We start from the raw sequence: 25,850 nt of genomic DNA, 5'->3' as shown, positions 1-25,850 counted from the left end.
GTGAGAGTAGGTCATCGTCAAGATTAAATTCCGAAACCCCTATCTGCACATGCAGGTAGGGGTTTTGTCTTTGTGGCTTTGAAAAGTTGCCGGTTTTTGCGGGCAAAAAAAACCACCCATCACGGGTGGTTTGCTGTTCGCTACGTGCGATTTAGTCGCCGTAATACTCGCAGCCGCTGGTGCAGGTTTCATGAATGCGGACCTTGGAAAGCTCCGGCAGCAACGGCTTGACCTGGTCCCAGATCCACTTGGCAATCACCTCGCTGGTAGGATTCTCCAGGCCAGGGATGTCGTTCAGGTAATTGTGATCGAGCTGTTCATAGAGCGGCTTGAAGATCGCCTTGATCTCGGAAAAGTCGCGGATCCAGCCTGTATGAGGATCGAGAGGGCCGGTCAGGTGCAGTGCGACCTTGAACGAGTGGCCATGCAGGCGCCCGCACTTATGCCCGTCGGGTACGTGCGGCAGGCGGTGGGCGGATTCGAACGTGAATTCTTTGAAAATTTCCACGGTGTCTATAACTCTTAGAAGCGATGCTGGTGAGCAGTTTAACAGCAAGGCTAGTGCAGTGGTTGCAGACGCTCATGTAGCTTGCCGGTTTCTACCCATTCAAGAAACTCGTCACCCAGACGTTGGCTTTCAGCCATTGCCTTGTGCCAGTAGCGTTGTCGCGCAGTCGCATCACCGATGAAACGTTTGAAATCGCTGCGATCGGGTAATTTGCCGTATGGCAGGCTGGCCAGGTACTGCGCTGAAGGTGCCACTAACAGCACATTTTTCAGATGCTCGGCATTGCCTCGCCGCCAAGGCAGGGCTTTGTCGAACCAGCCAGGTACAACCTTATCAGTGAAGTGCGGGTACAGGACTATGTCGTCACCGTTGTAGGGTAAGTCGAGGTGGTAGTCGAGTAGGCCACCATCGCGAAAGGTCCCGCGGCCGACACCTGGTATGTCGCGTACACCTTCCATCACCATCGGAATCGAGCCAGAAGCCAGCAGGGCTTGGCGTAGATTGGTGGTACTCAGCGGCAGCAACCGTGACGGAAAGTCGTTCAGTGGCTGTAGAGGGGGAGTAAGGCGGGCATCATGGAGGATGATCCGTTCAAAATGCCGAGCCAAGCGCGAGCGCCCGAGTAGATTGTCGGCAATCACAGCGGATAGCCCTGCGCCCAATCGAGCGCGCTGATCGTGTGCGAGCAAGCCATGGCTCTTGACCAGCATGATATTCAGTCGATAGAGCGGATTGTCGAGGATCTGTGCATCGCGTCCTTCAAGCAGCGCATCAAGCATTCGATGACAACTCAGGCTGACGTCCTCCTGGGTTACACCTTTTGGAAAGTCCAGGGCTGTGTACAGCGCCCCTAGACGGCGTAGCGCTTGCGCAGGCTGGGGGAGGCAGGCACTGGCGAAGCGCCAGGAGCCAATAGAGGCGCCGATCAATGACCGTTCACGCGGGGCTGAAGGTAGCCATTGCCCGAACAATGCCAGATCAAGGCCCTGAATACCGAGTGCTTTTGGGCCACCCGCAGCGCCGGGCACGATGCCCACATCCGCTGCCTGCAAGGGGCGCTGACGTAACCTGGCAAAGGCTTGCGTGCCTGCTTTGAAGGTTAGCGCCGGATACTTGATATGGATCGCACTCATACGGACCTCGCAGTCAGAGGCGCTGATTATAGAGAACGCCAGGCATTAGCGGGGTAGTGCTGCGCTATCATGGGGCCAGCCATTTTCAGTTTGAATTAAGTCCAGTTCGTTATTCTGCTCCCCGTGGACAAGATTAACCTTTATGGAGATGCACTATGAAAACGTTGACTGCCCTGTTCGCCACCGCTGCCCTTGCCCTGACCGCCAACATTGCCATGGCGAAAGACCTGGGGCCGGACCAAGCGATGAAGCTGGTTCAGGAGAACAAGATTCAGTCCTTCGAGAAGCTCAACGCTGCCGCCTTGGCCAAGCACCCAGGTGCAACGGTGACGGACACTGAACTGGAAGACGCCTACGGCCGTTACATCTATAAGGTCGAACTGCGTGATGCCCAGAACGTAGAGTGGGATGTGGATCTGGATGCAACTACCGGTGCAGTCCTCAAGGACCATCAGGACAAGTGATGAAACACGTTTCTCGAACGGGCTTGGCGCTGCTGCTCATACTTTCAGCGTACTGTGCGCAAGTGCTGGCCCGTGACCTTGATCAGGATGAAGCTCTGCATTTACGTCAGCAGGGCGTCATCCTGCCGCTCGAGCAGTTGATGCAACAAGCCCTGGGCCGACATCCCGGGGCGAGGCTGTTGGAGGCCGAGCTGGAGGAGAAACACAACCAGTATGTCTATGAAGTGGAATTGCTGACCACCGAAGGTGTCGTGCGTGAAATCAAACTCGATGCGGCCTCCGGTGCGCTGCTCAAAGATGAGGAAGACGACTGATGCGTTTGCTACTGGTCGAGGACAATGTTCCGCTGGCCGATGAGCTGACTGCGGGTCTACAGCGTCAGGGCTACGCAGTCGATTGGCTAGCTGACGGGCGTGATGCGGTGTATCAAGGCGCGAGCGAGCCCTATGACGCAATCATTCTGGACCTTGGCCTACCCGGGCTGCCTGGGCTTGAGGTTCTGGCGCAGTGGCGTTCTGGCGGGCTGGCTACGCCTGTGCTGATCCTGACGGCCCGCGATTCCTGGGCTGAGCGTATTGAAGGGCTCAAGGCTGGAGCCGATGATTACCTGACCAAGCCTTTTCACCCCGAAGAACTGCAACTGCGCATTCAGTCGTTGTTGCGTCGTGCGCGTGGCCTGGCCAACCAGCCAAAGCTGGAGTCGGCGGGTTTGCACCTGGATGAAGGTCGCCAGTGCGTGACGCGCAATGGTGAAGACGTGCAACTGACGGCGGCTGAGTTTCGGTTGTTACGCTACTTTATGCTGCACCCTCAGCAGATCCTTTCGAAGAGCCACCTGGCTGAGCACCTCTACGATGGTGAAACCGAGCGCGACTCCAATGTTCTGGAGGTTCATGTCAATCACCTGCGTCGCAAGCTCGGTCGCAGTGTGATCGAAACCCGCCGTGGTCAAGGCTACCGCTTCGGTGGAGTGGGGCAGTGAAGTCGATTCAGGCGCGTTTGAGCCTCGGCCTGGTTGGCGTATTGGTCGTCGTGGGGTTGGTGCTGGCTCAGTTGAGTTTGTGGTTGTTCGAGGTCGGGCTGCAACGCTACCTGGAAACCGGGTTGCGCAAAGAGAGTGAGAACCTTCTGGTTGCATTGGGGCGCGGCCAGTCCGGCCTGGAGCTGGATGAGCGACGGGTATCCTCTGCATACAAACGGCCATTTTCCGGCTATTACTTCCGCGTTGATTTCGAGGGCGGCAGTTGGCGGTCCCGGTCCCTGTGGGACATGGACATGCCCATGCCGAAAACCCCAGGCTTGCACGCGGGGCTTCAGCTTGGCCCTGAGGGGCAGCAGCTGCTGGTACTGCGGGCAGACTATCGACGCCTGGGCCAACTGATTTCCATCAGCGTGGCGCAAGACTACACCCCCGTACGCGATGGCTTTCGGCGCATGCAGCAGATTGGCTTGGGAATGGGGCTGATAGCCCTGTTGCTGATCCTGATACTTCAGCGAATAACCGTTACCCGATCCCTGCGGCCTCTGGAGCGTACGCGCGAACAGATTGCCCAGCTCCAGCAGGGCAAGCGCTCTCAGCTCGATACGCAAGTGCCGACAGAGCTGGAGCCTCTGGTTGCGCAGATCAACCACCTTCTGGCCCACACTGAAGACAGCCTCAGGCGTTCACGAAATGCCTTGGGAAACCTTGGGCATGCGCTCAAGACGCCCCTCGCGGTGTTGCTCAGCCTGGCCTCCAGCGAGAAGCTCAACGATCACCCCGAAATCCGTGAACAGTTGCGTGAGCAACTTGAGCAGATTCAGCAACGGTTGGGGCGGGAACTGAACCGTGCGAGGTTGGCGGGTGATGCCTTGCCAGGGGCTCTGTTCGATTGTGATGCCGAAGTGCCGGGGCTGTTTTCTACCTTGAACATGATTCATGGCCAGGCGCTTATCCTCAACCATGTGTCGGCGCCGGGCCTGCTCTTGCCCTGGGACCGTGAAGACTTGTTGGAGCTCCTCGGCAACCTTCTGGATAACGCCTGCAAGTGGGCTTTCGCAGAGGTGTGCGTCACTATTCAGGAGTGTGCCGAGGGTTATGTGCTGTGGGTCGACGACGATGGCCCGGGTATCGCGGAACATTTGCGTGACGAGGTGTTAAACCGCGGTGCTCGGTTGGACGAGCAGGTCGATGGTCATGGCCTGGGGTTGGGCATTGTGCGCGATATCGTCGACGCCTGGGGCGGGCGCATGAGCTTGCAGGACAGTCCAATGGGCGGATTGCGTGTCAGTATTGAGTTGCCGCGCCAAGGCAAGCGGCAGGTCGCCCCGTAGCGGCTGGGCAGCCGCTACGGGGTAGGTTGTCACACCCGGAACTGATCCATCAGGCCTTGCTGCTGGTTGGCCAGGCTGTTGAGTGACTGGCTGACCCGTGCCGACTCATTGGCCTGACCGGCCAAAGATTCGGTAACGTCGCGAATGGTTGCGACGTTGTTGTTGATCTCTTCGGCTACCGCACTTTGCTCCTCGGCCGCGCTGGCAATCTGCAGGTTCATGTCGGTGATGACCGTGACGGCATCACCGATCTGGCGCAGGGCGATGACGGCTTGGCTGACGTGTTCGACGCTGCCCTGGGCCTGGCGGTGGCTGCTGTCCATCGCGCCCACCACGTCGTGCGTACCGGCCTGGAGCTGTTCGATGACCTGACGGGTTTCTTCGACCGACTCCTGAGTACGTCGCGCCAGGTTGCGCACTTCATCAGCGACAACGGCGAAGCCACGACCGGCTTCACCCGCCCGGGCCGCCTCGATGGCCGCGTTCAGGGCCAGCAGGTTGGTCTGCTCGGCGATCGAGCGAATCACTTCCAGCACCGAGCCAATCTTTTCACTGTTTTCGGCCAGGCCTTCGACTTGACGCATGGCGGAGCTCATATCGGCCGCCAGGGTGTCGATGCTGCTGGTTGTCAGGTCGATAACTGCCAGGCCCTGGCGGGTCGCCTGATCCGCCTCGCGGGCCGCTTGAGCGGCTTGTGCTGCGCTGCGAGCGACGTCCTGCGCGGTGGCACTCATCTCGTGGGAGGCGGTAGCCACCTGGTCGACCTGGCGGTACTGCTGTTCCATGCCGGCACTGGTCTGGCTGGCAATCGCCGAAGACTGGTCGGCAGTATTACGGGCTGCCTGAACCGACTGTTTGACCTCAGCAATGGTCGGCTGCAACTTGTCCAGGAAACGGTTGAACCAGCCGGCCAACTCACCCAGCTCATCACGTTTGTCGTAGTTCAGGCGGCGGGTCAGGTCGCCTTCGCCACTGGCAATGTCCTTGAGCATCGCTGCAACACCGAGGATAGGGCGGGTGACGCTGCGGGCCATCAACCAGACGAGTAGCAGGCCCACCAGTGCCGCCAGCAGGCCAAGCCCCAGCTCGATCAAGGTGCCGCTGGTGTTGCGTTGATCCAGCTCCGCTTTAAGTGCTTCGGCCGGGCCTGTCAGTGCGCTTTCAGGCACATCCAGTAATACGCCCCATGACTTGGCGCCTGGGATGGGGGCAAACGATGCCAGTACCTTCAAGCGGTTGTTGTGGTGGATGCTGTGCATGGCGCTGGTATCGGCCAGCAGGCGAACCAGTTCGGCGCCGTTGGCGCTGTCGACCTGTTCAAAGCGCTGGGCCAGTTTGCTCGCGTCAGGGCTGTAGCCTGCCAACAGGCCGACAGGGCTGAGGATCCCGACCTGGGTACGGCCTTCATACAGGCTGCGGCTGGCTTGCTGGCTGAGCCCTTGCAGGCTGTTGAGATTGATGTCGACTGAGAGAGAGGCAACGACCTTGTCGGCCACGATCAGCGGGTAGACGATGCTGGTCATCAGCACCTGTTGACCGTTGATCTCATAAAAGTACGGTTCAACCACGCACGGTTGGCGAGTGCTGCGTGGGCAGGCGAACCAGGTGTTGGCGGGTTCCCCGCTCGGGCCGACGCTGGTGTCGTTGATGTCATGTTCGGGCAATGCCATGGACACCAGATTGCCTGGTGTTGGCTGTGACCAGTACAGCGCAAAACGACCTGTTTCGTTACTGCCCAAGTCCTTCTGGCCAATGAACAGCGCGTCTTTGTTATCCAGTGCATTGGGGTCAAAGACGAGCGACAGGCCCAGCAGTTCGGGGTTTGCCTGCAATGCCGAGCGCACTTGGCGGGTCATGTCTTCACGCAGGTCGAACGCATCCAGGAAGCGCTTTTCGGACTGCTCGCGCAGGAACAGGACCTGGCGGGCGAAACCGGCACCGTACTGGTAGGCGTCCATGAATTGACGACGGATGCTTGAGGCCTGGACTTCGCCCTGAGACTCGATGCGAGCCTGGGCAGCTTCAGTCAGCATCTGCATGCTGCTGGCCTTGACCAGGTCGGAGTTGTGTTCCATGCGGTACAACGAAAGTCCTACCAGCAGGGTGACAATGCTCGCGAGGCAAAGTCCGGCCAGCAGGGTGATTTTCCATTGAATGGAAAGTTGTCTGAGCGACATGGCGAAGTCCTTTGAATCAAAAATGATTGAGGCTATCGACTGTAACGGCCGCCAATACTGTTTCTTTATTTAAACGCTCAATTGAAAAGCGTCATTTTCGGATGTTCAGGCGACCCCGTTCGGGGCCCCTGCTTTGACAAGGCGGGGTGTCTGCTTCAGAGTGTGCGCCCTCCATAAAAATACTAATTCGTTCGGCCGGGCCATCCCGTTGCCGAAGCGCACGCTTTTTGTCTGGTTTTCAAGAGGTCTCTGGAATGAATGCAGTAATTGCCGGGGTCGGCATCATGCTGATATTGAGCCTGTCCCGCGTGCATGTGGTGATTGCGCTGATCATCGGTGCCTTGGCCGGCGGGCTGGCAGGTGGTCTTGGTATCGAGGCCACCTTGAAGGCGTTCAACGGTGGCCTGGGCGGTGGTGCAACGGTAGCACTGTCCTATGCATTGCTCGGGGCCTTTGCCGTGGCCATTGCCAAGTCGGGGTTGGCGCACGCACTGGCAGACCGGGCGTTGGCAATGTTCGATCAACAGCGTGGCAATGAAGGCGGCAAGGTCAAATGGTTGCTGATTTCACTGCTACTGGTGGTGGCCATTTCTTCGCAGAACATTCTGCCGATCCATATCGCGTTCATTCCACTGTTGGTGCCGCCACTGTTGTATGTGCTGACCCGGTTGTCGATTGATCGTCGGTTGGTGGCCTGCGTCATGACCTTTGGCTTGATCACGCCCTACATGTTCCTGCCTGTTGGTTTCGGCAACATTTTCCTTAATGAAATTCTGTTGGCGAATGTCAGCCGCAGCGGTGTGGATGTGAGTGGCGTCAACGTGACCCATGCCATGGCCATTCCGGCGGCGGGCATGCTTTTTGGTCTGTTGCTGGCGGTGTTCTTCAGCTATCGAAAAAAACGCGCCTATGACCTGGAAAAGATCGAGCAGGTCGAGCAGGTCGCAGTACGTTACAACCCGCTGACACTGCTGGTAGCCGGCTGTGCCATCGCTGCTGCGTTCATTATCCAGCTATGGCTGGACTCAATGATCATCGGTGCCATGGCCGGTTTCCTGATTTTCTCGCTGTCGGGCATTGTCCGCTGGAAGGAGACTGACGGCCTGTTTACCGAAGGCATGAAAATGATGGCCATGATTGGTTTCATCATGATTGCGGCGTCGGGTTTTGCCGAGGTAATGAAGGCCACAGGCGAGGTGAAAACACTGGTCGAGGCATCGGCGGTCTGGATCGATCACAGCAAAGGGGTCGGTGCATTACTGATGTTGCTGGTTGGGCTGCTGGTCACCATGGGCATCGGCTCGTCGTTTTCCACCGTACCGATCCTGGCGGCGATCTTCGTACCCTTGTGCGTGCAGTTGGGCTTCGATCCTGTGGCTACCGTGTGCATTGTTGGCACCGCTGGCGCCCTGGGTGATGCCGGTTCGCCGGCGTCGGATTCGACCCTGGGGCCAACCTCCGGGTTGAACGTCGATGGTCAGCATCACCATATTTGGGACACGGTGGTTCCAACCTTTATTCACTACAATTTGCCGCTGCTGGCCTTTGGCTGGGTGGCAGCCATGGTGCTGTAGGTCGAACGCGACGGACCATCATTCTTGCGCGTGATACAGCGGGCAATCAAATGGACGTCTCTTTCAGACAAGACAACGGGGCCTTGGTACCTGCGCACCAAGGCCCCGTTGGTGGCCCGCCTTAGAACTGCTCGGCGGACAGCGTGTAGAGCGTCGTGCTGCCAGCGCGAATGCTGGCGTGCAACGAGAGCACGCGTGGCAGCAGGCGCTCAAAGTAGAACGCTGCGGTGGCGAGCTTGGCTTGATAGAAGGCCGGGTCCTGCGCACGGTTCTCGTGTGCGGTGGCTGCCATTCGCGACCACATGTAGGCGTAGGCCACATAGCCAAACATATGCAGGTATTCAACCGACGCAGCACCCACCGCATTCGGGTCCTTGACGGCCTGCTGGCAAAGCCACTGGCTGGTACTTTCAAGTTGGGCCAGGGCTTGCAGCAATGGCTCGCTGAACGGTGCCGCGGTCTCACAGAAGGTGCGAATTTCCCGGGCGAAGATCGCCAGCGACTGGCCGCCATCGGCAACTACCTTGCGACCGAGCAGGTCCAGTGCCTGGATGCCGTTGGTACCCTCGTAGATTTGTGCGATCCGTACATCACGTACCAGCTGTTCCTGGCCCCACTCGCGGATATAGCCGTGCCCACCAAACACTTGTTGGCCCAGCACGCAGCTTTCCAGGCCAGTGTCGGTGAAGAACGCCTTGGCTACGGGGGTCAGCAGTGCGACCAGGCGCTGTGCAGAATCACACTCGGCTGCGTCTTCACCGTATTTGCTGATGTCCAGTTGCTGGCCGACGTAGGTGGCGAAGGCGCGACCACCTTCGGTCAGTGCGCGCATGGTCAGCAGCATGCGCCGCACATCCGGGTGAACGATGATCGGGTCGGCAATCTTGTCTTTCGCCTGCGGGCCTCCGGCGGCGCGGCTTTGCAGGCGGTCGCGGGCGTAGGTGGCGGCATTCTGGTATGAGGCTTCGGCGCAGCCGATGCCCTGGATACCGATGGACAGACGCTCGTAGTTCATCATGGTGAACATGGCGGCCAGGCCACGGTTTTCTTCACCGACCAGGTAACCAATCGCGCCGTCGAAGTTCATGACGCAGGTCGCGGAGGCCTTGATGCCCATCTTGTGCTCTACCGAGCCACAACTGACGGCGTTGGTTGCACCCAGGCTGCCATCCGCGTTAACCATGCGTTTGGGCACCAGGAACAGTGAGATGCCTTTCGGCCCAGCCGGGGCATCGGGCAACTTGGCCAGTACCAGGTGAACGATATTCTCGGTCAGGTCCTGATCGCCACCGGTGATGAAGATCTTGGTACCGCTGATGGCGTAGCTGCCATCGGCCTGAGGTTCAGCCTTGCTGCGGATGATGCCCAGGTCAGTACCGGCATGAGGCTCGGTCAGGCACATGGTGCCAGCCCATTCGCCGCTGTAGAGCGGCGGCAGGTAGGTGGCTTTCAGTGCGTCGCTGGCGTGAGCGTCAATGGCCAGGCAGCAGCCGGCACTCAAGGCCGAGTAAAGGCTGAAACTGCAGTTGGCGGCATACAGCATTTCCTCAAACTGCACGGCCAGCATCTTCGGCATACCCATGCCGCCATACGCCGGGTTCCCGGCCAGGCCTACCCAGCCGCCGTTGCGGTAGGTCTGCCAGGCTTCCTTGAAGCCTTGCGGTGTGGTCACAGCGCCTGCTTCGAAGCCGACACCCTCTTCATCGCCACTGCGGTTGAGCGGGGCAATCAACTGGCCGGTAATCTTCGCCGCCTCCTCAAGGATCGCGTCGGCAGTCTCTGCATCGACCGCGCCGGCCAGTGCTGGCAGGCGGGCCCAGAGGGCAGGGCCCTGGAAAACCTCATGAAGGACGAAGCGCATGTCGCGCAGTGGTGCATTGAACTCAGGCATCGCGGGTCTCGCAGAAATCGGGTGGATAGGGATCAGAGCGCTTTTGCCCAGTCACGCAGCAAGTACTTTTGAATCTTGCCGGTTGAGGTCTTTGGCAGCTCACTGAAAATCACCGTCTTCGGCAATTTGAAACCGGCCAGGTGCTCGCGGCAGAAGGCGATGATCTCGTCTTCGGTGGTGTCCTGGCAGTGGCCTTTCAGGGTGATGTAGGCGCACGGGGTTTCACCCCATTTTTCATCGGGACGAGCGACCACCGCGGCTTCAAGTACCGAAGGGTGGCGGTACAGGGTGTCTTCAACTTCGATGGTCGAGATGTTCTCGCCGCCCGAGATAATGATGTCTTTCAACCGGTCCTTGATCTCGACATAGCCGTCCGGGTGCCAGACAGCAAGGTCGCCGGTGTGGAACCAGTCGCCACGGAACGCCTCGGCAGTGGCAGTCGGGTTTTTCAGGTAGCCTTTCATGACGGTGTTGCCGCGCATGAAGATCTCGCCGATGGTGTTGCCATCACGCGGTACAGGCTCCAGGGTTTGTGGGTCGGCGACCATCAGGCCTTCAAGCGTGACGTAGCGAACGCCCTGGCGTGACTTGATGCGGGCGCGCTCATACAGTGGCTTTTCGTCCCACTCGCTATGCCAGGCACATACGGTGACCGGGCCATACACTTCAGTCAGGCCGTAGACGTGGGTCACCTTGATGCCCATTTCCTCGACCGCGCCAATTACCTTGGCCGGTGGCGCTGCACCGGCAACCATGGCATTGACGGGGTTGTCAATGGCGGCTTTGGCCGTGTCGGGCATGTTGATCAGTGCGTTGAGCACAATGGGGGCACCGCACAGGTGAGTGACCTGATGCTCGCGAATCATGGTCAGGATTTTCTGTGGGTCTACCCGGCGCAGGAACACATGGGTACCGGCCAGGGCAGTGACGATCCATGGATAGCACCAACCGTTGCAGTGGAACATCGGCAGGGTCCAGAGGTAGACCGGGTGGTTGCCCATTGCCCAGGTGATCTGGTTGCCCAGCGAGTTCAGGTAGGCGCCCCGATGGTGGTAAACCACGCCCTTGGGGTTGCCGGTAGTACCGGATGTGTAGTTGAGCGAGATGGCCTGCCATTCGTCTTCCGGCCAGGTCCAGTCGTAGTCCGGGTCGCCTTCAGCGAGGAAGGCCTCGTAATCCAGCGTACTGACCGCACAGCCTTCGCCATACTCCGGGTCATCAACGTCAATGACCAGGGGTGGGTTCTTCAGCAGGGCCAGTGCTGCGGTGATCACCGAGTGGAACTCGCGGTCGGTGATCAGTACCTTGGCTTCGCCATGCTCAAGCATGAACGCGATGGCCTCGTAATCCAGGCGCACGTTAAGGGTGTTCAGTACGGCGCCGATCATTGGCACGCCGAAGTGTGCCTCCAGCATTGCCGGAATGTTGGGCAGCATGACGGCAACGGTGTCGCCTTTTCCGATGCCACGGCCGGCCAGAGCGCTGGCAAGGCGTCGGCACCGGGCATACGTGTCTTGCCAGTTACGGCGGATCGAGCCGTGGATGACGGCAGGATATTGCCCATAGACAGCGGCCGTGCGCTCGATGAAACTCAGGGGAGTAAGGGCAGTGTGATTGACAGAGGCGGGCGCGAGGCCTTGTTCGTAGATCGACATGACAGTGTCCTGTGCAGGAGGCAGCCGCGCTTGGCGAACTGAAACCCCCGTTGGCTGATTGTTAGCTCTGATCAGGTTTCTACAGCGAGATCGTGGCCCGCTGGGTGTCGCATTTTTTACTCGAAACGCCATAGTATATGGAAGCTAGACTATAGCAATATGGTACTTATACTATAAAAAACGGACCTATTCTTGACGCTATCGACGACTGCCTTGTTTGCCAAGGATCCGCAGCCTACGCTCATACTCGATGCAGCGGCGCGGCTGCTCAGCGCTAATCCGGCGTTTGAGGCGCTGGCCCTGGGGCGCTCCCCGGCGACGGTGCTGCCCTCCAACTACGCCGCCTTGATCCAGGCCTGCCTGTTTCAGGATCGGGCTATTGCCGAGGTAGAAGCGCAGGTTGGCGAGCGTATTCTGCTATGGACGCTGATCCCTTCAGATGATTGCCGTCAGGTGATCGCCCGCTGCCGTGACGCGACCGCCGAGCGCCAGAGTGTGCGCGATGCCAGCCAGGCTCGACGGCTCTATCGGCTGATTACCGAGAACACTACCGACCTGATTTCTCGGCACACGCCCGATGGGTGTTTCCTTGATGCGTCGCCGGCATCCTACCGTTTGCTCGGTTACTGGCCTGAAGAGCTGCGTGGTGTTGCCGTGCAGAGCCTGTTTCATCCTCATGACTGCTTGCAGTCGCTACCCCAGGCTGGCGAGGCACTGGAGCAGGATGGTTATCAGACCATGACCTGTCGTGTCCGCCACCGGGATGGCCATTACCGATGGTTTGAGATTGCCAGCCGGGCGATCCGGGAAACCTACACCGGCGCGGTGGTGGAAGTGATCAGTGTTTCCCGTGAGATTACCCTTCGGGTTGAGGCTCAGGAGAACTTGCGACGACTGGCCGAGGTGGTAGAAGCCAACACGGATCTGGTGTTGTTTACCGACCCGGCGGGGCAACTCACCTACCTTAATCGTTCGGCACGGCGTGCACTGGGGCTGGTTGAACAGCAGGCGGCACCGGGCCTTCGTGATGTGCTCGATGATGAGGCCGTGCAGCGCCTGGATGCTGAAGGTTGGCAACAGGCCGAACGCGAGGGCGTCTGGCAGTGCGAAGCGACCTTCAAGCCTTGCGGCGGCGGCAGCCTGTTTCCGGTGTCGCTGGTACTGTTGGCTCATCGTGCCAACGGCGGTGAGCGCTATTACTCGCTGGTGGCGCGGGACATGACGGAGCGCGAACTGCGCGAAGCTCAGCAGCGTCGACATCAGGACGAACTGGCGCATACTGCGCGCTTGGTCACCCTGGGTGAGCTGGCGTCGGGGATCGCCCATGAGATCAACCAGCCGCTGGCCGCCGTGGTGAATTACGCCAGTGCCAGTCAGCGCTATCTGCAGACACTGGAGCACGACCCCAAGGCTGTGCAGCGTGTAGCCCAGGGCTTGCAGCGGATCAATGAACAGGCCACTCATGCGGCTGAAGTGATCAAGCGCCTGCGTGCCTTTTTGCGCAAGGAGCCGCGCCGCCTGCAAGCCTTGCATATCGCCGAGGTTGCCCGTGAAGCCGTGCGCTTGTGTGCGTGGGAAGCCAATCAAGCACAGGTGACGATCGACCAGCGTATGGCGCACAATCTGCCGCCGGTTTACGCCGACCGCATCCTCCTTGAGCAGGTCTTGCTCAATCTGCTGCGCAATGCGTTCGAGGCTAACCGCGAGCAACAGCCCGGGCGGCCTTCTCGTGTGCTGCTGAGTGCTGTACTAGAGGCAGGGTGGTTGACGATCCGGGTGTGCGACCAGGGGCCGGGTGTGGCTGCGGAGCGGCTCGACGGCATCTTCACCCCGTTCAATACCAGCAAGCCGGAGGGGCTTGGCTTGGGTTTGAGCATGAGCCGCAGTATCGTCGAGGGTTTTGGTGGAACGCTGCAGGCCAGTCCGGGCGATGGCGGCGGATTGATTCTGTGTTGTCGGCTGGCGCCGGCAGCTACTGTCTGAACAAGAGGTCTTGATGCAGGAACCGAAGGTTTACGTGGTCGATGACGATCAGGGCATGCTCGATTCCACGGTCTGGCTGTTGGAGTCGGTGGGCCTTCAGGCATTGCCGTTCACCAGTGGCCAGGCCTTTCTGGATGCCTGTGACGCGTGTCTGCCAGCGTGTGTGCTGCTTGATGTGCGAATGCCAGGTATGGGCGGGCTAAGCGTGCAGGAAGCGTTGCGGGCGCGTGGGCTCGATTTGCCCATCATCTTTCTCAGCGGTCATGCCGATGTGCCGATCGTGGTACGAGCCTTCAAGGCCGGGGCCTGTGATTTCATCGAAAAGCCTTACAACGATCAGCTGTTGCTGGACAGCGTTCAAGATGCTCTGGGGCGTTCTCATCGTGCGCAGGCTGGCAGCAGCCAGCGTGATGCGGTGCAGGCACGCATTGACAGCCTTACCCCGCGTGAACGTGATGTGTTCCTGCCGTTGGTGCAAGGGTTTACCAACCGGGAAATTGCTGAGCAGTTGGCTGTCAGTGTGAAGACGGTCGACTTGTACCGCTCTCGGGTCATGAAGCGCATGCAGGCCGAACACCTGCCGGAGTTGGTGGGCATGGCGATTGCCTGTGCACAGGTCGACCCGCTGCAACTGCGCGGGCCCTGACGGTCGCGCAGTTGTTGCTTGCAGGCGTTAGCCGCGACGTCCCAGCAGCAGGCCGACGATCAGGCCGACCCCGGCCGAAATCGCTACGGTCTGCCAAGGGTGGCCACCGATGTAGGTTTCAGTCGCTTCGACGACCGGTTTCGCACGCTCACCGACAGCGTTCATCGCATGGCGCGCCTGCTTGAGTTTCTGGCCGACCTGGGTTCGCAAGGTCTCGGCCTCTTCGCCAACCAGCGTGGCGCTGTCTCTCAGCAGTTTTTCCGATTCTTCAATCAGCGCCTGCAACTCACTGAAGGCCTGATCCTTGATCTGCTCGGTATCGGCTTGCACAGTGATTTTCCTGGCCATGAACGCTTCCTCTATAGGGGTGAACATTGATCAATCGATGCTGGCGGCGCGTAAAGTTGCAGGGGTTTGGCCGACGCCAGCGGCTACAGTGTAAGATAACGCCCATTTTCAAGCGGTAGGAAGTCCTCATGAGTTTCAATCTGGCCAACAAGAGTTTTGCCGAACGGGCACAGATCGAAGACGAGAAGTCCCGGCTGTTCGAACTCTGGCAGACCAGCCTGGGCAAAGCCAAGGGCGAGGCTGCACGACTGATCGGCGAAAAGCCACGCCGCAAGGGCAAGTGGGCCGAGTGGGTGCGTACGGAGCTGGACGGCATGTCGCCGCCCGAATACGCCAACATGGTGCGCAGTGAAGTCAACAAGCTGATGGCTGCGTCACGCTGACGTTGGCGACAGCCGTATCTACAACCTTGCAAAGCCTGCGGCTACCAGACACTGCTTGTGGGTTCTGGCAGGTTCAGGCGCCCGCGGTTGGTAAAGCGCATGGTACCCTGTGGCCCGCTGGCCAGTTTGCCGCGTAACTCGTACGGCAGGCCATCGAGGCTGCGCGCCTGACCTAATCCATACGCCTGGCGCAGCATGGAAAAGGCGGTGATGCTTACCGGTACCACCAGTATGTCCTCGCTGTACCGAGCAACGCTGCCGCGCTGATTACTGACCCCGGCTGCCAGTGGTTGACCATTGACCTCAAGGTTCAGGGCGATGCCGTTGTAGTTGATAGGCGTTTCGTTGGGGTTCTGGATACGCAGCTTGACGGCCATGCGCAGTTCAAGCTCTTGTCCTGGTAGCGGTTCGATACCGATGACGCTGATGTTTACCGGGTCACGCCCCTGAAACAGCGCGCACGCGCTCAAGGCCAGGATCAGCAGCACGCTCAAGGTTTGACGCAAGGTACGGAACATGGGCAGTCCTCGGTAATAGGGCACAGGCTCAGTGTGGCAAATACACCGGGGTGGTGGTAGTCGATGTGAACAGCAAACCACAGGTTTGTCGCTGAACCTGTAGTGTTCCGAGCTATCCAACGATTGGGCGCAACGCGTTGTGGAGGTGATTCGATGAACACATCATGGCTAGGCGTGCAGGTGCTTGGCTTGAGTCTGTTGCTGGCGGCAACCGCGCAGGCGCAACCGGCTGCTCCGTTGTACCTGGCTGCGCAACCCGATAATCCTTATAACAGCCCGATCCGCAGAGCCAACCCGAACAGCCGACAAGGTAGCGTGCCGGCCACGCCGCCGGTCCCTGCACCGTCTACCCAGCCCAATCCGCGCCCGCCGACCCTGGAAAACCGGGGTATCGGTAATGGCGATAACCTGCGCCGGGAACAGCAGGTGCCGAATCTGGAGCCTTCGCGTCCGCCGCGCGACTCCATTCGTGCACCGTAACTGCACTGAGGGCAGGGGAAGGCTGGCGCTCAGGCACTGCACGGCGGTAGGCTTGGCGTTTTGCCTGAGACGCTCCTGATGTCTGGCTTCAGCGAAGCTTCACCGTTGCAGTTCTACCAACAGGCTGTCGCCTGTAACGGCTTTGTCGCCGATGCAGCCCAACTGCAGGCGGCGACAGCCCTGCAAGCCTGTTTCGACGCTGTAGAACAGGGTGCGTCAGCACGTGGCGTCTACCTGTGGGGGCCGGTGGGGCGTGGCAAAACCTGGCTGATGGACCAGTTTCATCGCAGCCTGAAGCAGCCGGCACGGCGCCAGCATTTTCACCACTTCATGCGTTGGGTGCACCAGCGTCTGTTCCAGCTCAACGGTACGGCTGATCCGCTACGGGCCTTGGCGCGCGCTTTGGCTGACGAGATCCGGGTGCTCTGCTTCGACGAGTTGTTCGTCAACGATATTGGTGATGCGATCATTCTGGGTGGACTGTTCCAGGTGCTGTTCGATGAGGGGGTGGTCATCGTTGCCACCTCTAACCAGCCACCGCAGCAGCTCTACCATGATGGCTTCAACCGTGAGCGCTTTCTGCCGGCCATCGCGGCGATCGAGCAGCATATGCAGGTCGTCGCTGTGGACGGCGGGCAGGATCACCGCCTGCACCCTGGGGTGGCCAAACAGCGCTATTGGGTGCGCCAGCCTGGCGAGAGCAGTGTACTGGGGGCGGTGTTTGCGAGCCTTTGTGGTGATGCCCAATGGTCAGCCGAACCCCTGCGCGTAGAGCACCGTAGCGTGCAGGTAGTGCAGCGCAGCGACCAGGTGCTCTGGTGTCGCTACGCCGACCTGTGCGAGCAGCCGATGGCCGCGCCGGAATTCATGGCCTTGTGCGACCGCTTCCAGGCGATTCTGCTTGGCGAGGTGCCTGCCCTCGGCGCGGCTCAGCGCCCGGCAAAAATTGCCCGGGGTACTGAGGACGGGGTTGAGCAGGTTGCTGCAGGTGACCGCGAGTTGCCACAGTTATCGGTACAGGATGATGGTGTGCGGCGTTTCATTGCATTGGTCGATGAATGTTACGACCGTCGGGTGGCGTTGTACCTGGAGGCGCAGGTACCGCTGGAAGCGCTCTACACTCAAGGGTATCTCGAGTTCCCGTTCCGGCGTACGTTGAGTCGCTTGCGGGAGATGCAACTGCAACGCTTCTGTTGAGGAGCCGATCATGGCCGAGCCACTGTCGCACCACCTGCTGACCATGGCCTACAACAATGCCTGGGCCAATCACCGCTTGTACAAAGCCTGTCAGCAATTGACTCAGGATGATTTCGTCGCGCCACGCTGCGGTTTTTTTCCATCGATCAAGGCAACGCTTGAGCACATTCTGCAGGTCGACACGTTCTACCTTCAGGCCTTGGAGCGTGAGCACCGTGGCGAGCCGCCGGACATCGAGGCAGAAGGGCTCTTCGAACCACTGGAGGCGTTTGAGAGCTGTGACCAATTGCAGCGCGAGCAGGCGCAGGTCGATCATCGGCTGATCGCCTACTGCAGCCAGTTGCACGATCATCAATTGCAGCGTGAAGTCAGTATCGTGCGGCCTGACCGTGTGCAGTGTGAGCAGCGCTTGCGTCTGCTGGCGCACCTGTTTCAGCACCAGATCCACCACCGTGGCCAGGTGCACGCCATGCTTGCCGAAACCGAAGTGCCGCCGCCGCAACTCGATGAGTTTTTCTGTGCGCAGGAGTCTGAGCTAAGGGCTCAGGACTTTGCCGAACTGGGCTGGACAGAGGAGCAGATCTGGGGCTAGTGCGGTGCCAGTATCAACGGTGTATCCAGCCAAGGGTGAGCAGCGCAAGTATCAGGTAGCGACCACCCTTGGCCACACTGACGAGTAACAGGAAGCGCCAGAACGGCTCACGCATTACCCCGGCAATCAGGGTTAGCGGGTCGCCGATCACCGGCATCCAGCTCAGCAACAGCGACCATTGACCGTAACGTTGGTAGCGCTGCTGGGCCTTGTCCAGTTGCTCGGGCTTGAACGGAAACCAGCGTTTGTCGCGTAGCTGTTCGATACCGCGGCCCAGCAACCAGTTGACGATCGAACCCAGCACATTACCGAGTGTGGCAATCAGTAGCAGGCTGAGCACCGCATTGGGCTCGCCAATCAGCAAACCCACCAATACGGCTTCGGACTGCATGGGCAGCAGCGTCGCTGCCGCAAAAGCACTGAGAAACAGCCCCCAGTGGCTGAGCATGAACACGCGATCAGTACGTAGCGACCACTTCGTCAGTGCCGTCCTTGGTCAGGCCGATGACCTGGTAGGCGTCTTTGTGGTCTCCCATTTCCATGCCGGGTGACCCCATTGGCATGCCTGGGACGGCCAGGCCTTTCAGGTCGGAGCGCTTGGCCAGCAGTTTGACCTGTTCGGCGGGTACGTGGCCCTCGACGAACTTGCCGTCGATCACACCGGTGTGGCATGAGGCCAGGCGGGGGGCAACGCCCAGGCGTTCCTTGACCGCGCTCATGTTCGGCTCGACATGGTCATTGACCGTGAAACCGTTGTCACGCAGGTGGCTGATCCATTCCTTGCAGCAACCGCAGTTGGGGTCGCGGTAGACATCAATGGTCTGGCCGGCTTGAGTCAGGGGGCTGAAGGCCAGCAGGCCAAACAGGGCGATTTTCTTGGTCAGCATGGTTAATCTCCAGATCCAGACGCTGGTGTGTCACGTGTGTTCGAGTGCCCAGCGGTTAGCCGGCAGAATAGCGGAATTGGCGTTCAGGTGCAGCGTGGCCTGTTGCCGCTGGCTCATCCCCCGGTGTGGCGAAGCGGGAGACAGCGATCACGCTGAGGGCTCGATTCTAGCCCGTTTGGCCTGTCAGAAAGCTGAGCGTTGGATTACAGGTTTGTAAGGTGTTGTCAGCGGCCTGATCGGGGCGTTAGCCTTAATTAAGCAAAGGTTATTTGGGCAAGGGGTTTTCATGCAGCAAGTCATCGTCATAACCGGCGCAAGCCGTGGCATCGGTGCCGCTACCGCACGTCTTGCGGCGCTTCAGGGCTATCGGGTTTGCATCAACTATCACGCCGACGATGAGGCGGCCGAGCGTGTGTTGGCTGAGGTCCGTGAGTTGGGTGCCGAGGCGATTGCCGTTCGCGCCGATGTCAGTGTCGAAGATGAAGTCATCCAGTTGTTTCATCGGGTCGACAGTGAGTTGGGGCGGGTGACGGCGCTGGTCAACAACGCCGGGACCATCGGGCACACCAGCCGGCTTGAGGACATGTCCGAGTTCCGTCTGCTCAAGCTGATGAAGACCAATGTGGTGGGGCCGATGCTTTGCGCCAAACACGCGCTGCAGCGTATGTCGACCCGCCATGGCGGGCTGGGGGGCAGTATCGTGAACGTATCTTCGGTGGCTGCCCGGCTCGGTTCGCCCAACGAGTATGTCGATTATGCCGCCTCCAAAGGTGCGCTCGACACGTTTACCGTGGGGCTGGCCAAGGAGGTCGCGAGTGAGGGTGTGCGGGTCAACGCCGTGCGTCCTGGCTACATTCACACCGATTTCCACGCGCTCAGTGGCGACCCGGACCGGGTCAGTACGCTGGAGGCCAGCCTCCCCATGGGGCGCGGCGGGCGGGCTGAAGAAGTGGCCGAGGCCATTATCTGGTTGCTGTCGGACAAGGCGTCCTATTCCACCGGCAGTTTTATCGAGTTGGGGGGTGGGCGCTGACGCGCCTGCAGATCAGAACGAGCGGACGATTCGCCCCAGTGTCTCCATGGCCTTTTCCGATTGCTCGGTCCAAGGGCTGCCGTAGTTCAATCGTATGCAGTTACGAAAGCGCTGAGTGGCTGAGAAAATCGGCCCCGGTGCAATGCTGATACCTTGTGCCAAGGCCATCTGAAAGAGCTTCAGAGAGTCCATCTGCTCTGGCAATTCCAGCCACAGGAAGTAGCCTCCATCCGGGTGGCTGACCCGCGTTTGTGCCGGGAAATGCCGGGCAATGGCCGCGAGCATGGCGCTCTGCTGTTCTTCCAGGGCATAGCGCAGTTTGCGCAGGTGGCGGTCATAGCCGCCGTGCTGCAGGTAGTCGGCAATGGCCGCCTGCGCCGGCATTGAGGCGCACAGCGAGGTCATCAGCTTGAGCCGTTCGATCTTCTGGGCGTAGCGTCCGGCGGCCACCCAGCCGATGCGATACCCCGGTGCCAGGCTTTTGGAGAAGGAACCGCAGTGCATCACCAGGCCATCGGTGTCGAACGCCTTGGCCGGTTTCGGTGCCTGTTGGGCATAGTAGAGTTCGGCGTAGACGTCATCCTCAATCAGCGGCACCTGATGCTGACGCAGCAGTTCCACCAACTGTTTCTTCTTCTCCTCCGGCATGCTGGCGCCCACCGGGTTCTGAAAATTGGTCATGCACCAGCAGGCTTTTACCGGATGCCGCTCCAGTGTCTGGGCGAGGACGCCAAGGTCGATGCCTTCGCGTGGGTGAACGGGAATTTCCACGGCCTTGAGTTTCAACCGTTCAAGAATCTGCAGGCAGGCGTAGAACGCCGGCGCCTCGATCGCTACCAGATCGCCGGGTTCGGTGACGGCTTGCAGGCACAGGTTCAGCGCCTCCAGGGCGCCGTTGGTGATCAGCAGCTCCTCCATCGGCAGCATCAAGCCGCCGACCATATAGCGCAGGGCTATCTGCCGCCGCAGTTGCGGGTTGCCTGGCGACAGGTCGGTGACCACCATGCGTGGGTCCATTTCCCGGCTGGCGCTGGCCAGCGAGCGGGCCAGGCGCGGCAGAGGGAACAGGTTCGGGCTGGGGAAGGCCGAGCCGAAGGCGACGGTTTGCGGGTCTTTGATCGAGTCGAGGATGGAGAACACCAGTTCGCTGACGTCAACTTCGGTGGACTCGGTGGCCTGCTCGATGATCTGCGGCTCATTGAACTGGCGTGGCGCGTGGGCATTAACGAAATAGCCGGAACGTGGTCGGGCGCGGATCAGCCCGCGACGCTCCAGCAGGTAGTACGCCTGGAACACCGTGGACGGGCTGACGCCGTGGGCCTGGCTGGCATAGCGCACCGACGGTACTCGCTGGCCAGGGCCGAGCACCCCGGAACGGATCAGTTCGGCAATATCGTCGGCGAATTTCTCGTAGCGTTTCATCATGGCTCGGCAGGTTCTGGGTACACGGAGTGTATGTGATCAGCGGTTCAAAGGCGCAACAAAGCGGCTGCGGGCCACGCTGCGTACGTTGGGTTCATCGCTGTCGACAACCTCGAAACTGATCTCCTGGGCGCTGCTGTCCGGACGGTCGGCGAGCATGGCCACCGAGACCGGCAAGTCGCTGATCTCGCCCGGTGCCAGGTTGAACTCGCTCTGGCCGTGGAGCACGAAGCCTTCGCTGTCGACCAGGCGCAGGCGGTAATGCTGGCGCTGCTGGGTTTTGTTGATGACCTTGAGGGTGTAGATGTTCTCGATCTGCCCCAGGTTGTTTTCCCGGAACAGGCCGCGGTCCTTGCTGACATCGAGCGAGACCATTGGGCGCTGGTTCAAGGCAATCACCAGGGCACCGATCATCACCACCAGTACGGTGCAGTAGCCGAGCAAGCGTGGGCGCAGCCAATGGGTTTTGCCCCCTTGCAGGGTGTGTTCGGACTTGTAGCCGATCAGGCCACGGTCATAGCCCATCTTGTCCATGATCGAGTCGCAGGCGTCGATGCAGGCCGCACAACCGATGCACTCCATTTGCAGGCCATCGCGGATGTCGATACCGGTGGGGCAAACCTGTACGCACATATGGCAGTCGATGCAGTCGCCCAGGCCCTTGGCCTTGTGGTCGACGTCTTTCTTGCGTGGGCCGCGTGATTCGCCGCGACGCGGGTCATAGGTGACGGTCAGGGTGTCTTTGTCGAACATCACGCTCTGGAAGCGTGCGTAGGGGCACATGTGCATGCAGACGGCTTCACGTAGCCAGCCAGCATTGATGTAGGTCGCCCCGGTGAAAAACAGCACCCAGAACAGGCTGACGCCGCCCAGTTGCAAGGTGAAAAGTTCTTCGGCCAATGGCCGAACCGGCGTGAAGTAGCCAACAAAGGTCAGCCCGGTCAGCAGGCTTATGGCCAGCCACAGGGTGTGCTTGGCTGAACGGCGGGCCAGCTTGTTCAGGCTCCAGGGCGCAGCATCCAGTTTGATTCGCTGGTTGCGCTCGCCTTCGGTGATCTTCTCGCACCACATGAAGATCCACGTCCAGGAGCTTTGCGGGCAGGTATAGCCGCACCAGATGCGCCCGGCAAACACGGTAATGGCGAACAGGCCAAAGGCGCAGATGATCAGCAATGCCGAGAGCAGGATGAAATCCTGCGGCCAGAACGTCGCACCGAAAATATGGAACTTGCTTTCAGCCAGGTCCCAGAGCACGGCCTGACGACCGCCCCAGTTCAACCAGACCGTGCCGAAAAACAGCAGGAAAAGAAAGCCGGCACCGCCGATGCGCAGGTTGCGGAACAGGCCGGTGAAGCTGCGGGTGTGGATGTGTCCGTCGCTGCTGGCGGCCTTCTTCTTGACGGGGGAGGGCTCGGCAATCTCAACGATCTGGACGGGGATTCTATCGCTCATGGTTCGTCGCTCATCAGGCCTCGATCAGGCCAGAGCACTATGGCGAGCGTTCTGTTTGCATAACAGGCTCAGGTATTGCGATAAAAACCGTATCAGATTCAGTCGGGTGGGTGCGCAGGCCGCAGATTGCCTGGCTCGGGCCGTTGTGCGCGACGTGCCTGCGACTATCCACCGCACCCGTTGCAGAGGCGTGGATCTGTGGGCGATTTTTGAGGATGCAGGAAGCACTGAGGGGAGCCTAGGCTCCCCTCAAAGATTGTTGCGTGCTCTTTTTATTATTGTGAGGGTGGCCTTTTGTTGTTTTTGTCGGCCACGACCTCTGTGTTGCGGGCGATCCCCATCCGGGATCAAGAGCAAACGTATTTTTTTGAGCGCTGATCTGCTTTCATCATTGCTGATACAACCTGACGGGCGCTACCTTGGGGTAGTTTTATTGTTCTCTGCCTGGTCGTGGGGCACGCCCCCGAAAAGCACATCATCTCCAAAAAAATCTGTTAGCTGCGTCTCTGCCGTGGTTGTTCTTGTTATGCCAGAGTCGTTACGTCTTATTTTTATTGGGTTGTCGCATTTTTTATTGTTGTTGTACCGAACATATAGCAGGTGGCGTGCCAACTTTTTAAAACCCAATAAAATCAATGGTTTAGAGATTTTGTTGAAAAGGTTGGCCGGGAGAATTTGTCGATTTGTTTCTGTGTTACCCGTTTTTTCCCTGAAAAATGTGGGGGCGGTAACACTGGCTGCGAGGCCGGCTGTTACCGCCACGGGATTACTGGGCGTTACGTGCACGCGCAACACGTGAACCGCTGGCGCGGCCCAGAACGTTGCTGATCCGCTGGCCGGCTGCAATCAGTGTGTCCAGGTCGATACCGGTCTTGATGCCCAGGCCCTGAAGCATGTACAGCACATCCTCACTGGCCACGTTACCGCTGGCGCCCTTGGCATAAGGGCAGCCACCCAGCCCTGCGACCGAGCTGTCGAACACGGCAATCCCTTCCAGCAGGCTGGCATAGACGTTGGCCAGTGCCTGGCCATAGGTGTCATGGAAGTGCCCGGCCAGTTGTGCTCGTGGGACCTGCGCACCAACCACCTCGAACATCCGGCGGGTTGCGCCTGGGGTGCCGGTACCGATGGTGTCACCCAGCGAGACTTCATAGCAGCCCATGTCGTAAAGCTCGCGGGCCACCGGGGCCACTTGCTCGGCGCTTACCGCACCTTCATAGGGGCAGCCCAGTACACACGACACATAGCCGCGTACGCGCACGCCGTGCTGTCGTGCGGCTTCCATGATCGGTACGAAGCGTTGCAGGCTCTCGCTGATCGAGCAGTTGATGTTGCGCTGCGAGAAGGCTTCAGAGGCCGCCGCGAATACCGCGACCTCCTTGACTCCGGCGGCCAGTGCGTCCTCGAAACCGCGCAGGTTCGGTGCCAGGGCGGCGTAGGTCACGCCGGCTTTTTGTTTGATGTGCGCGAACACATCGGCGGAACCCGCCATTTGCGGTACCCACTTCGGTGAGACAAAGCTGCCGACTTCAATGTAACCAAGCCCCGCAGCAGTCAGGTCATCGACCAGCTGTACCTTGTCTGCCACGCTGATCGGCTGGGCTTCGTTCTGCAGGCCGTCGCGTGGGCCGACTTCGACCAGGCGGACATTCTCGGGCATTGTCATTGGGAAGGTTCCTGTGAGGCCTCAACGGCGCTTTTCTGATTGTTCAGGGTGGTTGCCAGCGCCTGTATGCAGCGCTCTTCGGCGGTGTCCAGTTCCAGTTGCATCTGTTGGATGTCGAGTAACTGCTGCTCAAGCTGGGCGCGCCGCTCGGCAATCTTTGCCAACATGCTGTTGAGCTGCTTCTGGTTACCGCTGCTGGGGTCGTAGAGCTCGATCAGCTCGCGGCACTCTGCCAGCGAAAAGCCGATTCGCTTGCCACGCAGGATCAGCTTCAGGCTGACTTTGTCGCGGGCCGTATAGATACGCTCCAGGCCCCGGCGTTCGGGGCTGAGCAGTCCTTGCTCCTCATAAAAGCGAATGGCACGGGTGGTAATGTCCAGTTCGCGGGAAAGGTCGGAAATACTGTAGGTCTGGCTACTCATGGCAAGGCTCGACTAGGTGCATGCGCTAAACCTAAAGGCAGCTTTACGTATACGTCAAGCTGGATCGTGATTGTGCACGCGACAGGGTTTGAGTTCAGGCGTGTACGGGCTGCGTTTCTTGCGCAACGACCCGTTGGCACAACTCGATGATCTGCTCGCGCATCCAGCGGTTGGCGGGGTCCTGGTCCGTGCTCTCATGCCAGTACAGGTGGGTTTCCAGCGGCGGAACATCGTTGACCGGCAGTGGTGTGAAATTCAGGTGATGGAGGCGAGCAAAGCGTTCTGGCACGGTCATCACCATGTCGGTCTGCTGCAACACCTGCGAGGCCATCAGGTAATGTTGTGAACGCAGGGCGATCTTGCGTTGCAAGCCCATCTTGCCCAGTGCCAGGTCGACATAGCCCAGGCCGTTGCGGCGGCTGGAAATGTGGATGTGGGTCAGGCCCATGTATTCATCCAGGCTGAGTGTGTCTTTGGCCAGCGGGTGGCCCTCGCGCATAGCGCAGACGTACTGGTCTTGCATCAGTTTTACATGACGCACTTGCGGGTCTGTGTTGAGCGGCGCGTCGACGGCGAAGTCAAGGCGCCCGGCCGCCAGCTCCTTGGTGGTCTCTCGGCGTTTGCAGAGGAAACTTTCGATGGCCACGGCCGGGGCCAGACGCCGCAGGCGTTGGAACAAGGGGGGCAGAATCACCGCTTCGGTCAGGTCCGTCATGCTGATACGGAAGGTCTTGTTCGCCTGCAGGGGGGTGAAGATCCGGCTCTCCTGTACCGACACACGCAGCAACGACAGGGCGTTACGCACCGGGCCGATAATGTTCTGGGCCATGGGGGTAGGCACCATGCCCTGAGCGGTACGCACGAACAAGGGATCATTGAAGGTATCACGCAGCCGTGCCAGGGCGTTGGAGACCGCTGGCTGGGTAATGCCGACGATCTGCCCGGCGCGGGTCAGGTTGGCTTCGGTGTAGATCGCATCGAAGACGATAAACAGATTGAGATCGACCTTGTTCAGGTTCATGGGCGCTGCTCTTGTAGGTGTTATCTGCTGATCATATATCGCTTATGAATGTTTATACACGGCGAGAATAGGCTAGGTGGATTTT

General features: G+C 59.7%; 26 protein-coding genes and 1 pseudogene. 12 read left to right on the top strand and 15 right to left on the bottom strand.

Annotation, left to right across the window (positions count from 1 at the left end; all coding sequences use genetic code 11):
• Positions 1 to 151: 151 nt before the first annotated feature.
• Both queD and CYD26_RS16360 read right to left on the bottom strand, forming a co-directional pair.
• Positions 152 to 508 carry a 6-carboxytetrahydropterin synthase QueD gene (gene queD, locus CYD26_RS16365; protein ID WP_083199754.1) on the bottom strand — a complete coding sequence of 119 codons (357 nt, stop codon included), beginning with the start codon at positions 506 to 508 and terminating at the stop codon, positions 152 to 154.
• Between the two features lie 50 nt (positions 509 to 558).
• The gene (locus CYD26_RS16360) at positions 559 to 1,641 is read right to left on the bottom strand and encodes a hypothetical protein (protein ID WP_102053082.1); all 1,083 of its coding nucleotides are present in this window, start codon (positions 1,639 to 1,641) and stop codon (positions 559 to 561) included.
• A 155-nt stretch (positions 1,642 to 1,796) separates the two neighbouring features.
• On the opposite strand from CYD26_RS16360, the gene CYD26_RS16355 reads away from it, so the two are divergent.
• Genes CYD26_RS16355 through CYD26_RS16340 form a run of 4 tightly spaced genes read left to right on the top strand, consistent with a single transcriptional unit; the run spans position 1,797 to position 4,418 of the window.
• Positions 1,797 to 2,105 (top strand): PepSY domain-containing protein, encoded by a 309-nt coding sequence (locus CYD26_RS16355; protein WP_065758494.1) that lies wholly within the window; start codon positions 1,797 to 1,799, stop codon positions 2,103 to 2,105.
• Positions 2,105 to 2,419 (top strand): PepSY domain-containing protein, encoded by a 315-nt coding sequence (locus tag CYD26_RS16350; RefSeq protein ID WP_102053081.1) that lies wholly within the window; start codon positions 2,105 to 2,107, stop codon positions 2,417 to 2,419. Before CYD26_RS16355 ends, CYD26_RS16350 begins: the two co-directional genes overlap by 1 nt.
• A complete protein-coding gene (locus CYD26_RS16345; protein WP_065758496.1) occupies positions 2,419 to 3,087 on the top strand; it encodes a response regulator transcription factor in 669 nt (222 codons plus the stop codon). The genes CYD26_RS16350 and CYD26_RS16345 overlap by 1 nt, the downstream gene beginning before the upstream one ends.
• Entirely contained in the window at positions 3,084 to 4,418 is a 1,335-nt protein-coding gene (locus tag CYD26_RS16340) for an ATP-binding protein (protein WP_102053080.1), read from the top strand. Before CYD26_RS16345 ends, CYD26_RS16340 begins: the two co-directional genes overlap by 4 nt.
• A 29-nt stretch (positions 4,419 to 4,447) precedes the next feature.
• Here CYD26_RS16340 and CYD26_RS25965 read toward each other — a convergent pair whose 3' ends face one another.
• Positions 4,448 to 5,203, bottom strand: a complete 756-nt coding sequence (locus CYD26_RS25965) for a methyl-accepting chemotaxis protein (protein WP_371917235.1) — start codon at positions 5,201 to 5,203, stop codon at positions 4,448 to 4,450.
• 102 nt (positions 5,204 to 5,305) lie between these two features.
• Positions 5,306 to 6,274, bottom strand: a pseudogene (locus CYD26_RS25960) (HAMP domain-containing protein); the annotation flags it as partial.
• A gap of 575 nt (positions 6,275 to 6,849) precedes the next feature.
• On the opposite strand from CYD26_RS25960, the gene CYD26_RS16330 reads away from it, so the two are divergent.
• Positions 6,850 to 8,169 (top strand): Na+/H+ antiporter family protein, encoded by a 1,320-nt coding sequence (locus tag CYD26_RS16330; protein WP_102053079.1) that lies wholly within the window; start codon positions 6,850 to 6,852, stop codon positions 8,167 to 8,169.
• Positions 8,170 to 8,290: 121 nt separating this feature from the next.
• On the opposite strand, the gene CYD26_RS16325 is transcribed toward CYD26_RS16330, so the two are convergent.
• Both CYD26_RS16325 and CYD26_RS16320 read right to left on the bottom strand, forming a co-directional pair.
• Complete coding sequence (locus CYD26_RS16325) at positions 8,291 to 10,060, bottom strand: acyl-CoA dehydrogenase C-terminal domain-containing protein (protein WP_102053078.1); 1,770 nt, start codon at positions 10,058 to 10,060, stop codon at positions 8,291 to 8,293.
• 32 nt (positions 10,061 to 10,092) lie between these two features.
• A complete protein-coding gene (locus CYD26_RS16320; RefSeq protein ID WP_102053077.1) occupies positions 10,093 to 11,715 on the bottom strand; it encodes an acyl-CoA synthetase in 1,623 nt (540 codons plus the stop codon).
• A gap of 192 nt (positions 11,716 to 11,907) precedes the next feature.
• On the opposite strand from CYD26_RS16320, the gene CYD26_RS16315 reads away from it, so the two are divergent.
• Positions 11,908 to 13,698, top strand: a complete 1,791-nt coding sequence (locus CYD26_RS16315) for a PAS domain S-box protein (protein WP_099775302.1) — start codon at positions 11,908 to 11,910, stop codon at positions 13,696 to 13,698.
• A gap of 13 nt (positions 13,699 to 13,711) precedes the next feature.
• Complete coding sequence (locus CYD26_RS16310) at positions 13,712 to 14,344, top strand: response regulator transcription factor (protein ID WP_065758503.1); 633 nt, start codon at positions 13,712 to 13,714, stop codon at positions 14,342 to 14,344.
• Positions 14,345 to 14,371: 27 nt separating this feature from the next.
• On the opposite strand, the gene CYD26_RS16305 is transcribed toward CYD26_RS16310, so the two are convergent.
• Positions 14,372 to 14,692, bottom strand: coding sequence for a YqjD family protein (locus CYD26_RS16305; protein WP_102053076.1), 321 nt, complete (start codon positions 14,690 to 14,692; stop codon positions 14,372 to 14,374).
• 128 nt (positions 14,693 to 14,820) lie between these two features.
• Between CYD26_RS16305 and CYD26_RS16300 the strand changes: the two genes are divergently transcribed.
• The gene (locus tag CYD26_RS16300; RefSeq protein WP_065758505.1) at positions 14,821 to 15,075 is read left to right on the top strand and encodes a hypothetical protein; all 255 of its coding nucleotides are present in this window, start codon (positions 14,821 to 14,823) and stop codon (positions 15,073 to 15,075) included.
• Positions 15,076 to 15,116: 41 nt separating this feature from the next.
• On the opposite strand, the gene CYD26_RS16295 is transcribed toward CYD26_RS16300, so the two are convergent.
• The gene (locus CYD26_RS16295; RefSeq protein ID WP_102053075.1) at positions 15,117 to 15,593 is read right to left on the bottom strand and encodes an LEA type 2 family protein; all 477 of its coding nucleotides are present in this window, start codon (positions 15,591 to 15,593) and stop codon (positions 15,117 to 15,119) included.
• A 153-nt stretch (positions 15,594 to 15,746) separates the two neighbouring features.
• On the opposite strand from CYD26_RS16295, the gene CYD26_RS16290 reads away from it, so the two are divergent.
• The 3 genes from CYD26_RS16290 (at position 15,747) to CYD26_RS16280 (ending at position 17,862) form a co-directional block, all read left to right on the top strand.
• Positions 15,747 to 16,073, top strand: coding sequence for a hypothetical protein (locus tag CYD26_RS16290; protein WP_102053074.1), 327 nt, complete (start codon positions 15,747 to 15,749; stop codon positions 16,071 to 16,073).
• Positions 16,074 to 16,151: 78 nt separating this feature from the next.
• Positions 16,152 to 17,270, top strand: a complete 1,119-nt coding sequence (gene zapE / locus CYD26_RS16285; protein WP_102053073.1) for a cell division protein ZapE — start codon at positions 16,152 to 16,154, stop codon at positions 17,268 to 17,270.
• 10 nt (positions 17,271 to 17,280) lie between these two features.
• Positions 17,281 to 17,862 (top strand): DinB family protein, encoded by a 582-nt coding sequence (locus CYD26_RS16280; RefSeq protein WP_102053072.1) that lies wholly within the window; start codon positions 17,281 to 17,283, stop codon positions 17,860 to 17,862.
• Positions 17,863 to 17,875: 13 nt separating this feature from the next.
• Here CYD26_RS16280 and CYD26_RS16275 read toward each other — a convergent pair whose 3' ends face one another.
• Both CYD26_RS16275 and CYD26_RS16270 read right to left on the bottom strand, forming a co-directional pair.
• Positions 17,876 to 18,310 (bottom strand): YqaA family protein, encoded by a 435-nt coding sequence (locus tag CYD26_RS16275; protein WP_102053085.1) that lies wholly within the window; start codon positions 18,308 to 18,310, stop codon positions 17,876 to 17,878.
• Positions 18,311 to 18,320: 10 nt separating this feature from the next.
• The gene (locus CYD26_RS16270; protein WP_102053071.1) at positions 18,321 to 18,749 is read right to left on the bottom strand and encodes a DUF411 domain-containing protein; all 429 of its coding nucleotides are present in this window, start codon (positions 18,747 to 18,749) and stop codon (positions 18,321 to 18,323) included.
• Between the two features lie 286 nt (positions 18,750 to 19,035).
• Between CYD26_RS16270 and CYD26_RS16265 the strand changes: the two genes are divergently transcribed.
• Positions 19,036 to 19,782, top strand: coding sequence for an SDR family oxidoreductase (locus CYD26_RS16265; RefSeq protein WP_102053070.1), 747 nt, complete (start codon positions 19,036 to 19,038; stop codon positions 19,780 to 19,782).
• Between the two features lie 12 nt (positions 19,783 to 19,794).
• On the opposite strand, the gene mapR is transcribed toward CYD26_RS16265, so the two are convergent.
• The 5 genes from mapR to CYD26_RS16240 form a co-directional block, all read right to left on the bottom strand.
• Positions 19,795 to 21,204, bottom strand: a complete 1,410-nt coding sequence (mapR, locus tag CYD26_RS16260) for a GntR family transcriptional regulator MpaR (RefSeq protein ID WP_102053084.1) — start codon at positions 21,202 to 21,204, stop codon at positions 19,795 to 19,797.
• 39 nt (positions 21,205 to 21,243) lie between these two features.
• Complete coding sequence (gene ccoG, locus CYD26_RS16255; RefSeq protein WP_102053069.1) at positions 21,244 to 22,656, bottom strand: cytochrome c oxidase accessory protein CcoG; 1,413 nt, start codon at positions 22,654 to 22,656, stop codon at positions 21,244 to 21,246.
• 766 nt (positions 22,657 to 23,422) lie between these two features.
• Entirely contained in the window at positions 23,423 to 24,322 is a 900-nt protein-coding gene (locus tag CYD26_RS16250; protein WP_102053068.1) for a hydroxymethylglutaryl-CoA lyase, read from the bottom strand.
• Complete coding sequence (locus tag CYD26_RS16245) at positions 24,319 to 24,744, bottom strand: MerR family DNA-binding transcriptional regulator (RefSeq protein ID WP_065758515.1); 426 nt, start codon at positions 24,742 to 24,744, stop codon at positions 24,319 to 24,321. Before CYD26_RS16245 ends, CYD26_RS16250 begins: the two co-directional genes overlap by 4 nt.
• 94 nt (positions 24,745 to 24,838) lie before the next feature.
• Complete coding sequence (locus CYD26_RS16240; protein ID WP_099775301.1) at positions 24,839 to 25,765, bottom strand: LysR family transcriptional regulator; 927 nt, start codon at positions 25,763 to 25,765, stop codon at positions 24,839 to 24,841.
• Positions 25,766 to 25,850: the final 85 nt, after the last annotated feature.

The sequence above is a fragment of the Pseudomonas sp. FFUP_PS_473 genome, assembly GCF_002858665.1.
GTDB classification, from domain to species: Bacteria; Pseudomonadota; Gammaproteobacteria; order Pseudomonadales; family Pseudomonadaceae; genus Aquipseudomonas; species Aquipseudomonas defluvii.
This window is presented reverse-complemented; position numbering and strand designations above follow the sequence as displayed.

What these genes read in the sequence shown, in the direction of transcription:
- CYD26_RS16360 (WP_102053082.1), bottom strand. Translation starts at nt 1,641, where the DNA reads ATGAGTGCGATCCATATCAAGTATCCGGCGCTAACCTTCAAAGCAGGC.
- CYD26_RS16355 (WP_065758494.1), top strand. Translation starts at nt 1,797, where the DNA reads ATGAAAACGTTGACTGCCCTGTTCGCCACCGCTGCCCTTGCCCTGACC.
- CYD26_RS16350 (WP_102053081.1), top strand. Translation starts at nt 2,105, where the DNA reads ATGAAACACGTTTCTCGAACGGGCTTGGCGCTGCTGCTCATACTTTCA.
- CYD26_RS16345 (WP_065758496.1), top strand. Translation starts at nt 2,419, where the DNA reads ATGCGTTTGCTACTGGTCGAGGACAATGTTCCGCTGGCCGATGAGCTG.
- CYD26_RS25965 (WP_371917235.1), bottom strand. Translation starts at nt 5,203, where the DNA reads ATGGAACAGCAGTACCGCCAGGTCGACCAGGTGGCTACCGCCTCCCAC.
- CYD26_RS16330 (WP_102053079.1), top strand. Translation starts at nt 6,850, where the DNA reads ATGAATGCAGTAATTGCCGGGGTCGGCATCATGCTGATATTGAGCCTG.
- CYD26_RS16325 (WP_102053078.1), bottom strand. Translation starts at nt 10,060, where the DNA reads ATGCCTGAGTTCAATGCACCACTGCGCGACATGCGCTTCGTCCTTCAT.
- CYD26_RS16320 (WP_102053077.1), bottom strand. Translation starts at nt 11,715, where the DNA reads ATGTCGATCTACGAACAAGGCCTCGCGCCCGCCTCTGTCAATCACACT.
- CYD26_RS16310 (WP_065758503.1), top strand. Translation starts at nt 13,712, where the DNA reads ATGCAGGAACCGAAGGTTTACGTGGTCGATGACGATCAGGGCATGCTC.
- CYD26_RS16305 (WP_102053076.1), bottom strand. Translation starts at nt 14,692, where the DNA reads ATGGCCAGGAAAATCACTGTGCAAGCCGATACCGAGCAGATCAAGGAT.
- CYD26_RS16300 (WP_065758505.1), top strand. Translation starts at nt 14,821, where the DNA reads ATGAGTTTCAATCTGGCCAACAAGAGTTTTGCCGAACGGGCACAGATC.
- CYD26_RS16295 (WP_102053075.1), bottom strand. Translation starts at nt 15,593, where the DNA reads ATGTTCCGTACCTTGCGTCAAACCTTGAGCGTGCTGCTGATCCTGGCC.
- CYD26_RS16290 (WP_102053074.1), top strand. Translation starts at nt 15,747, where the DNA reads ATGAACACATCATGGCTAGGCGTGCAGGTGCTTGGCTTGAGTCTGTTG.
- zapE (WP_102053073.1), top strand. Translation starts at nt 16,152, where the DNA reads ATGTCTGGCTTCAGCGAAGCTTCACCGTTGCAGTTCTACCAACAGGCT.
- CYD26_RS16280 (WP_102053072.1), top strand. Translation starts at nt 17,281, where the DNA reads ATGGCCGAGCCACTGTCGCACCACCTGCTGACCATGGCCTACAACAAT.
- CYD26_RS16275 (WP_102053085.1), bottom strand. Translation starts at nt 18,310, where the DNA reads ATGCTCAGCCACTGGGGGCTGTTTCTCAGTGCTTTTGCGGCAGCGACG.
- CYD26_RS16270 (WP_102053071.1), bottom strand. Translation starts at nt 18,749, where the DNA reads ATGCTGACCAAGAAAATCGCCCTGTTTGGCCTGCTGGCCTTCAGCCCC.
- CYD26_RS16265 (WP_102053070.1), top strand. Translation starts at nt 19,036, where the DNA reads ATGCAGCAAGTCATCGTCATAACCGGCGCAAGCCGTGGCATCGGTGCC.
- mapR (WP_102053084.1), bottom strand. Translation starts at nt 21,204, where the DNA reads ATGAAACGCTACGAGAAATTCGCCGACGATATTGCCGAACTGATCCGT.
- ccoG (WP_102053069.1), bottom strand. Translation starts at nt 22,656, where the DNA reads ATGAGCGATAGAATCCCCGTCCAGATCGTTGAGATTGCCGAGCCCTCC.
- CYD26_RS16250 (WP_102053068.1), bottom strand. Translation starts at nt 24,322, where the DNA reads ATGACAATGCCCGAGAATGTCCGCCTGGTCGAAGTCGGCCCACGCGAC.
- CYD26_RS16245 (WP_065758515.1), bottom strand. Translation starts at nt 24,744, where the DNA reads ATGAGTAGCCAGACCTACAGTATTTCCGACCTTTCCCGCGAACTGGAC.
- CYD26_RS16240 (WP_099775301.1), bottom strand. Translation starts at nt 25,765, where the DNA reads ATGAACCTGAACAAGGTCGATCTCAATCTGTTTATCGTCTTCGATGCG.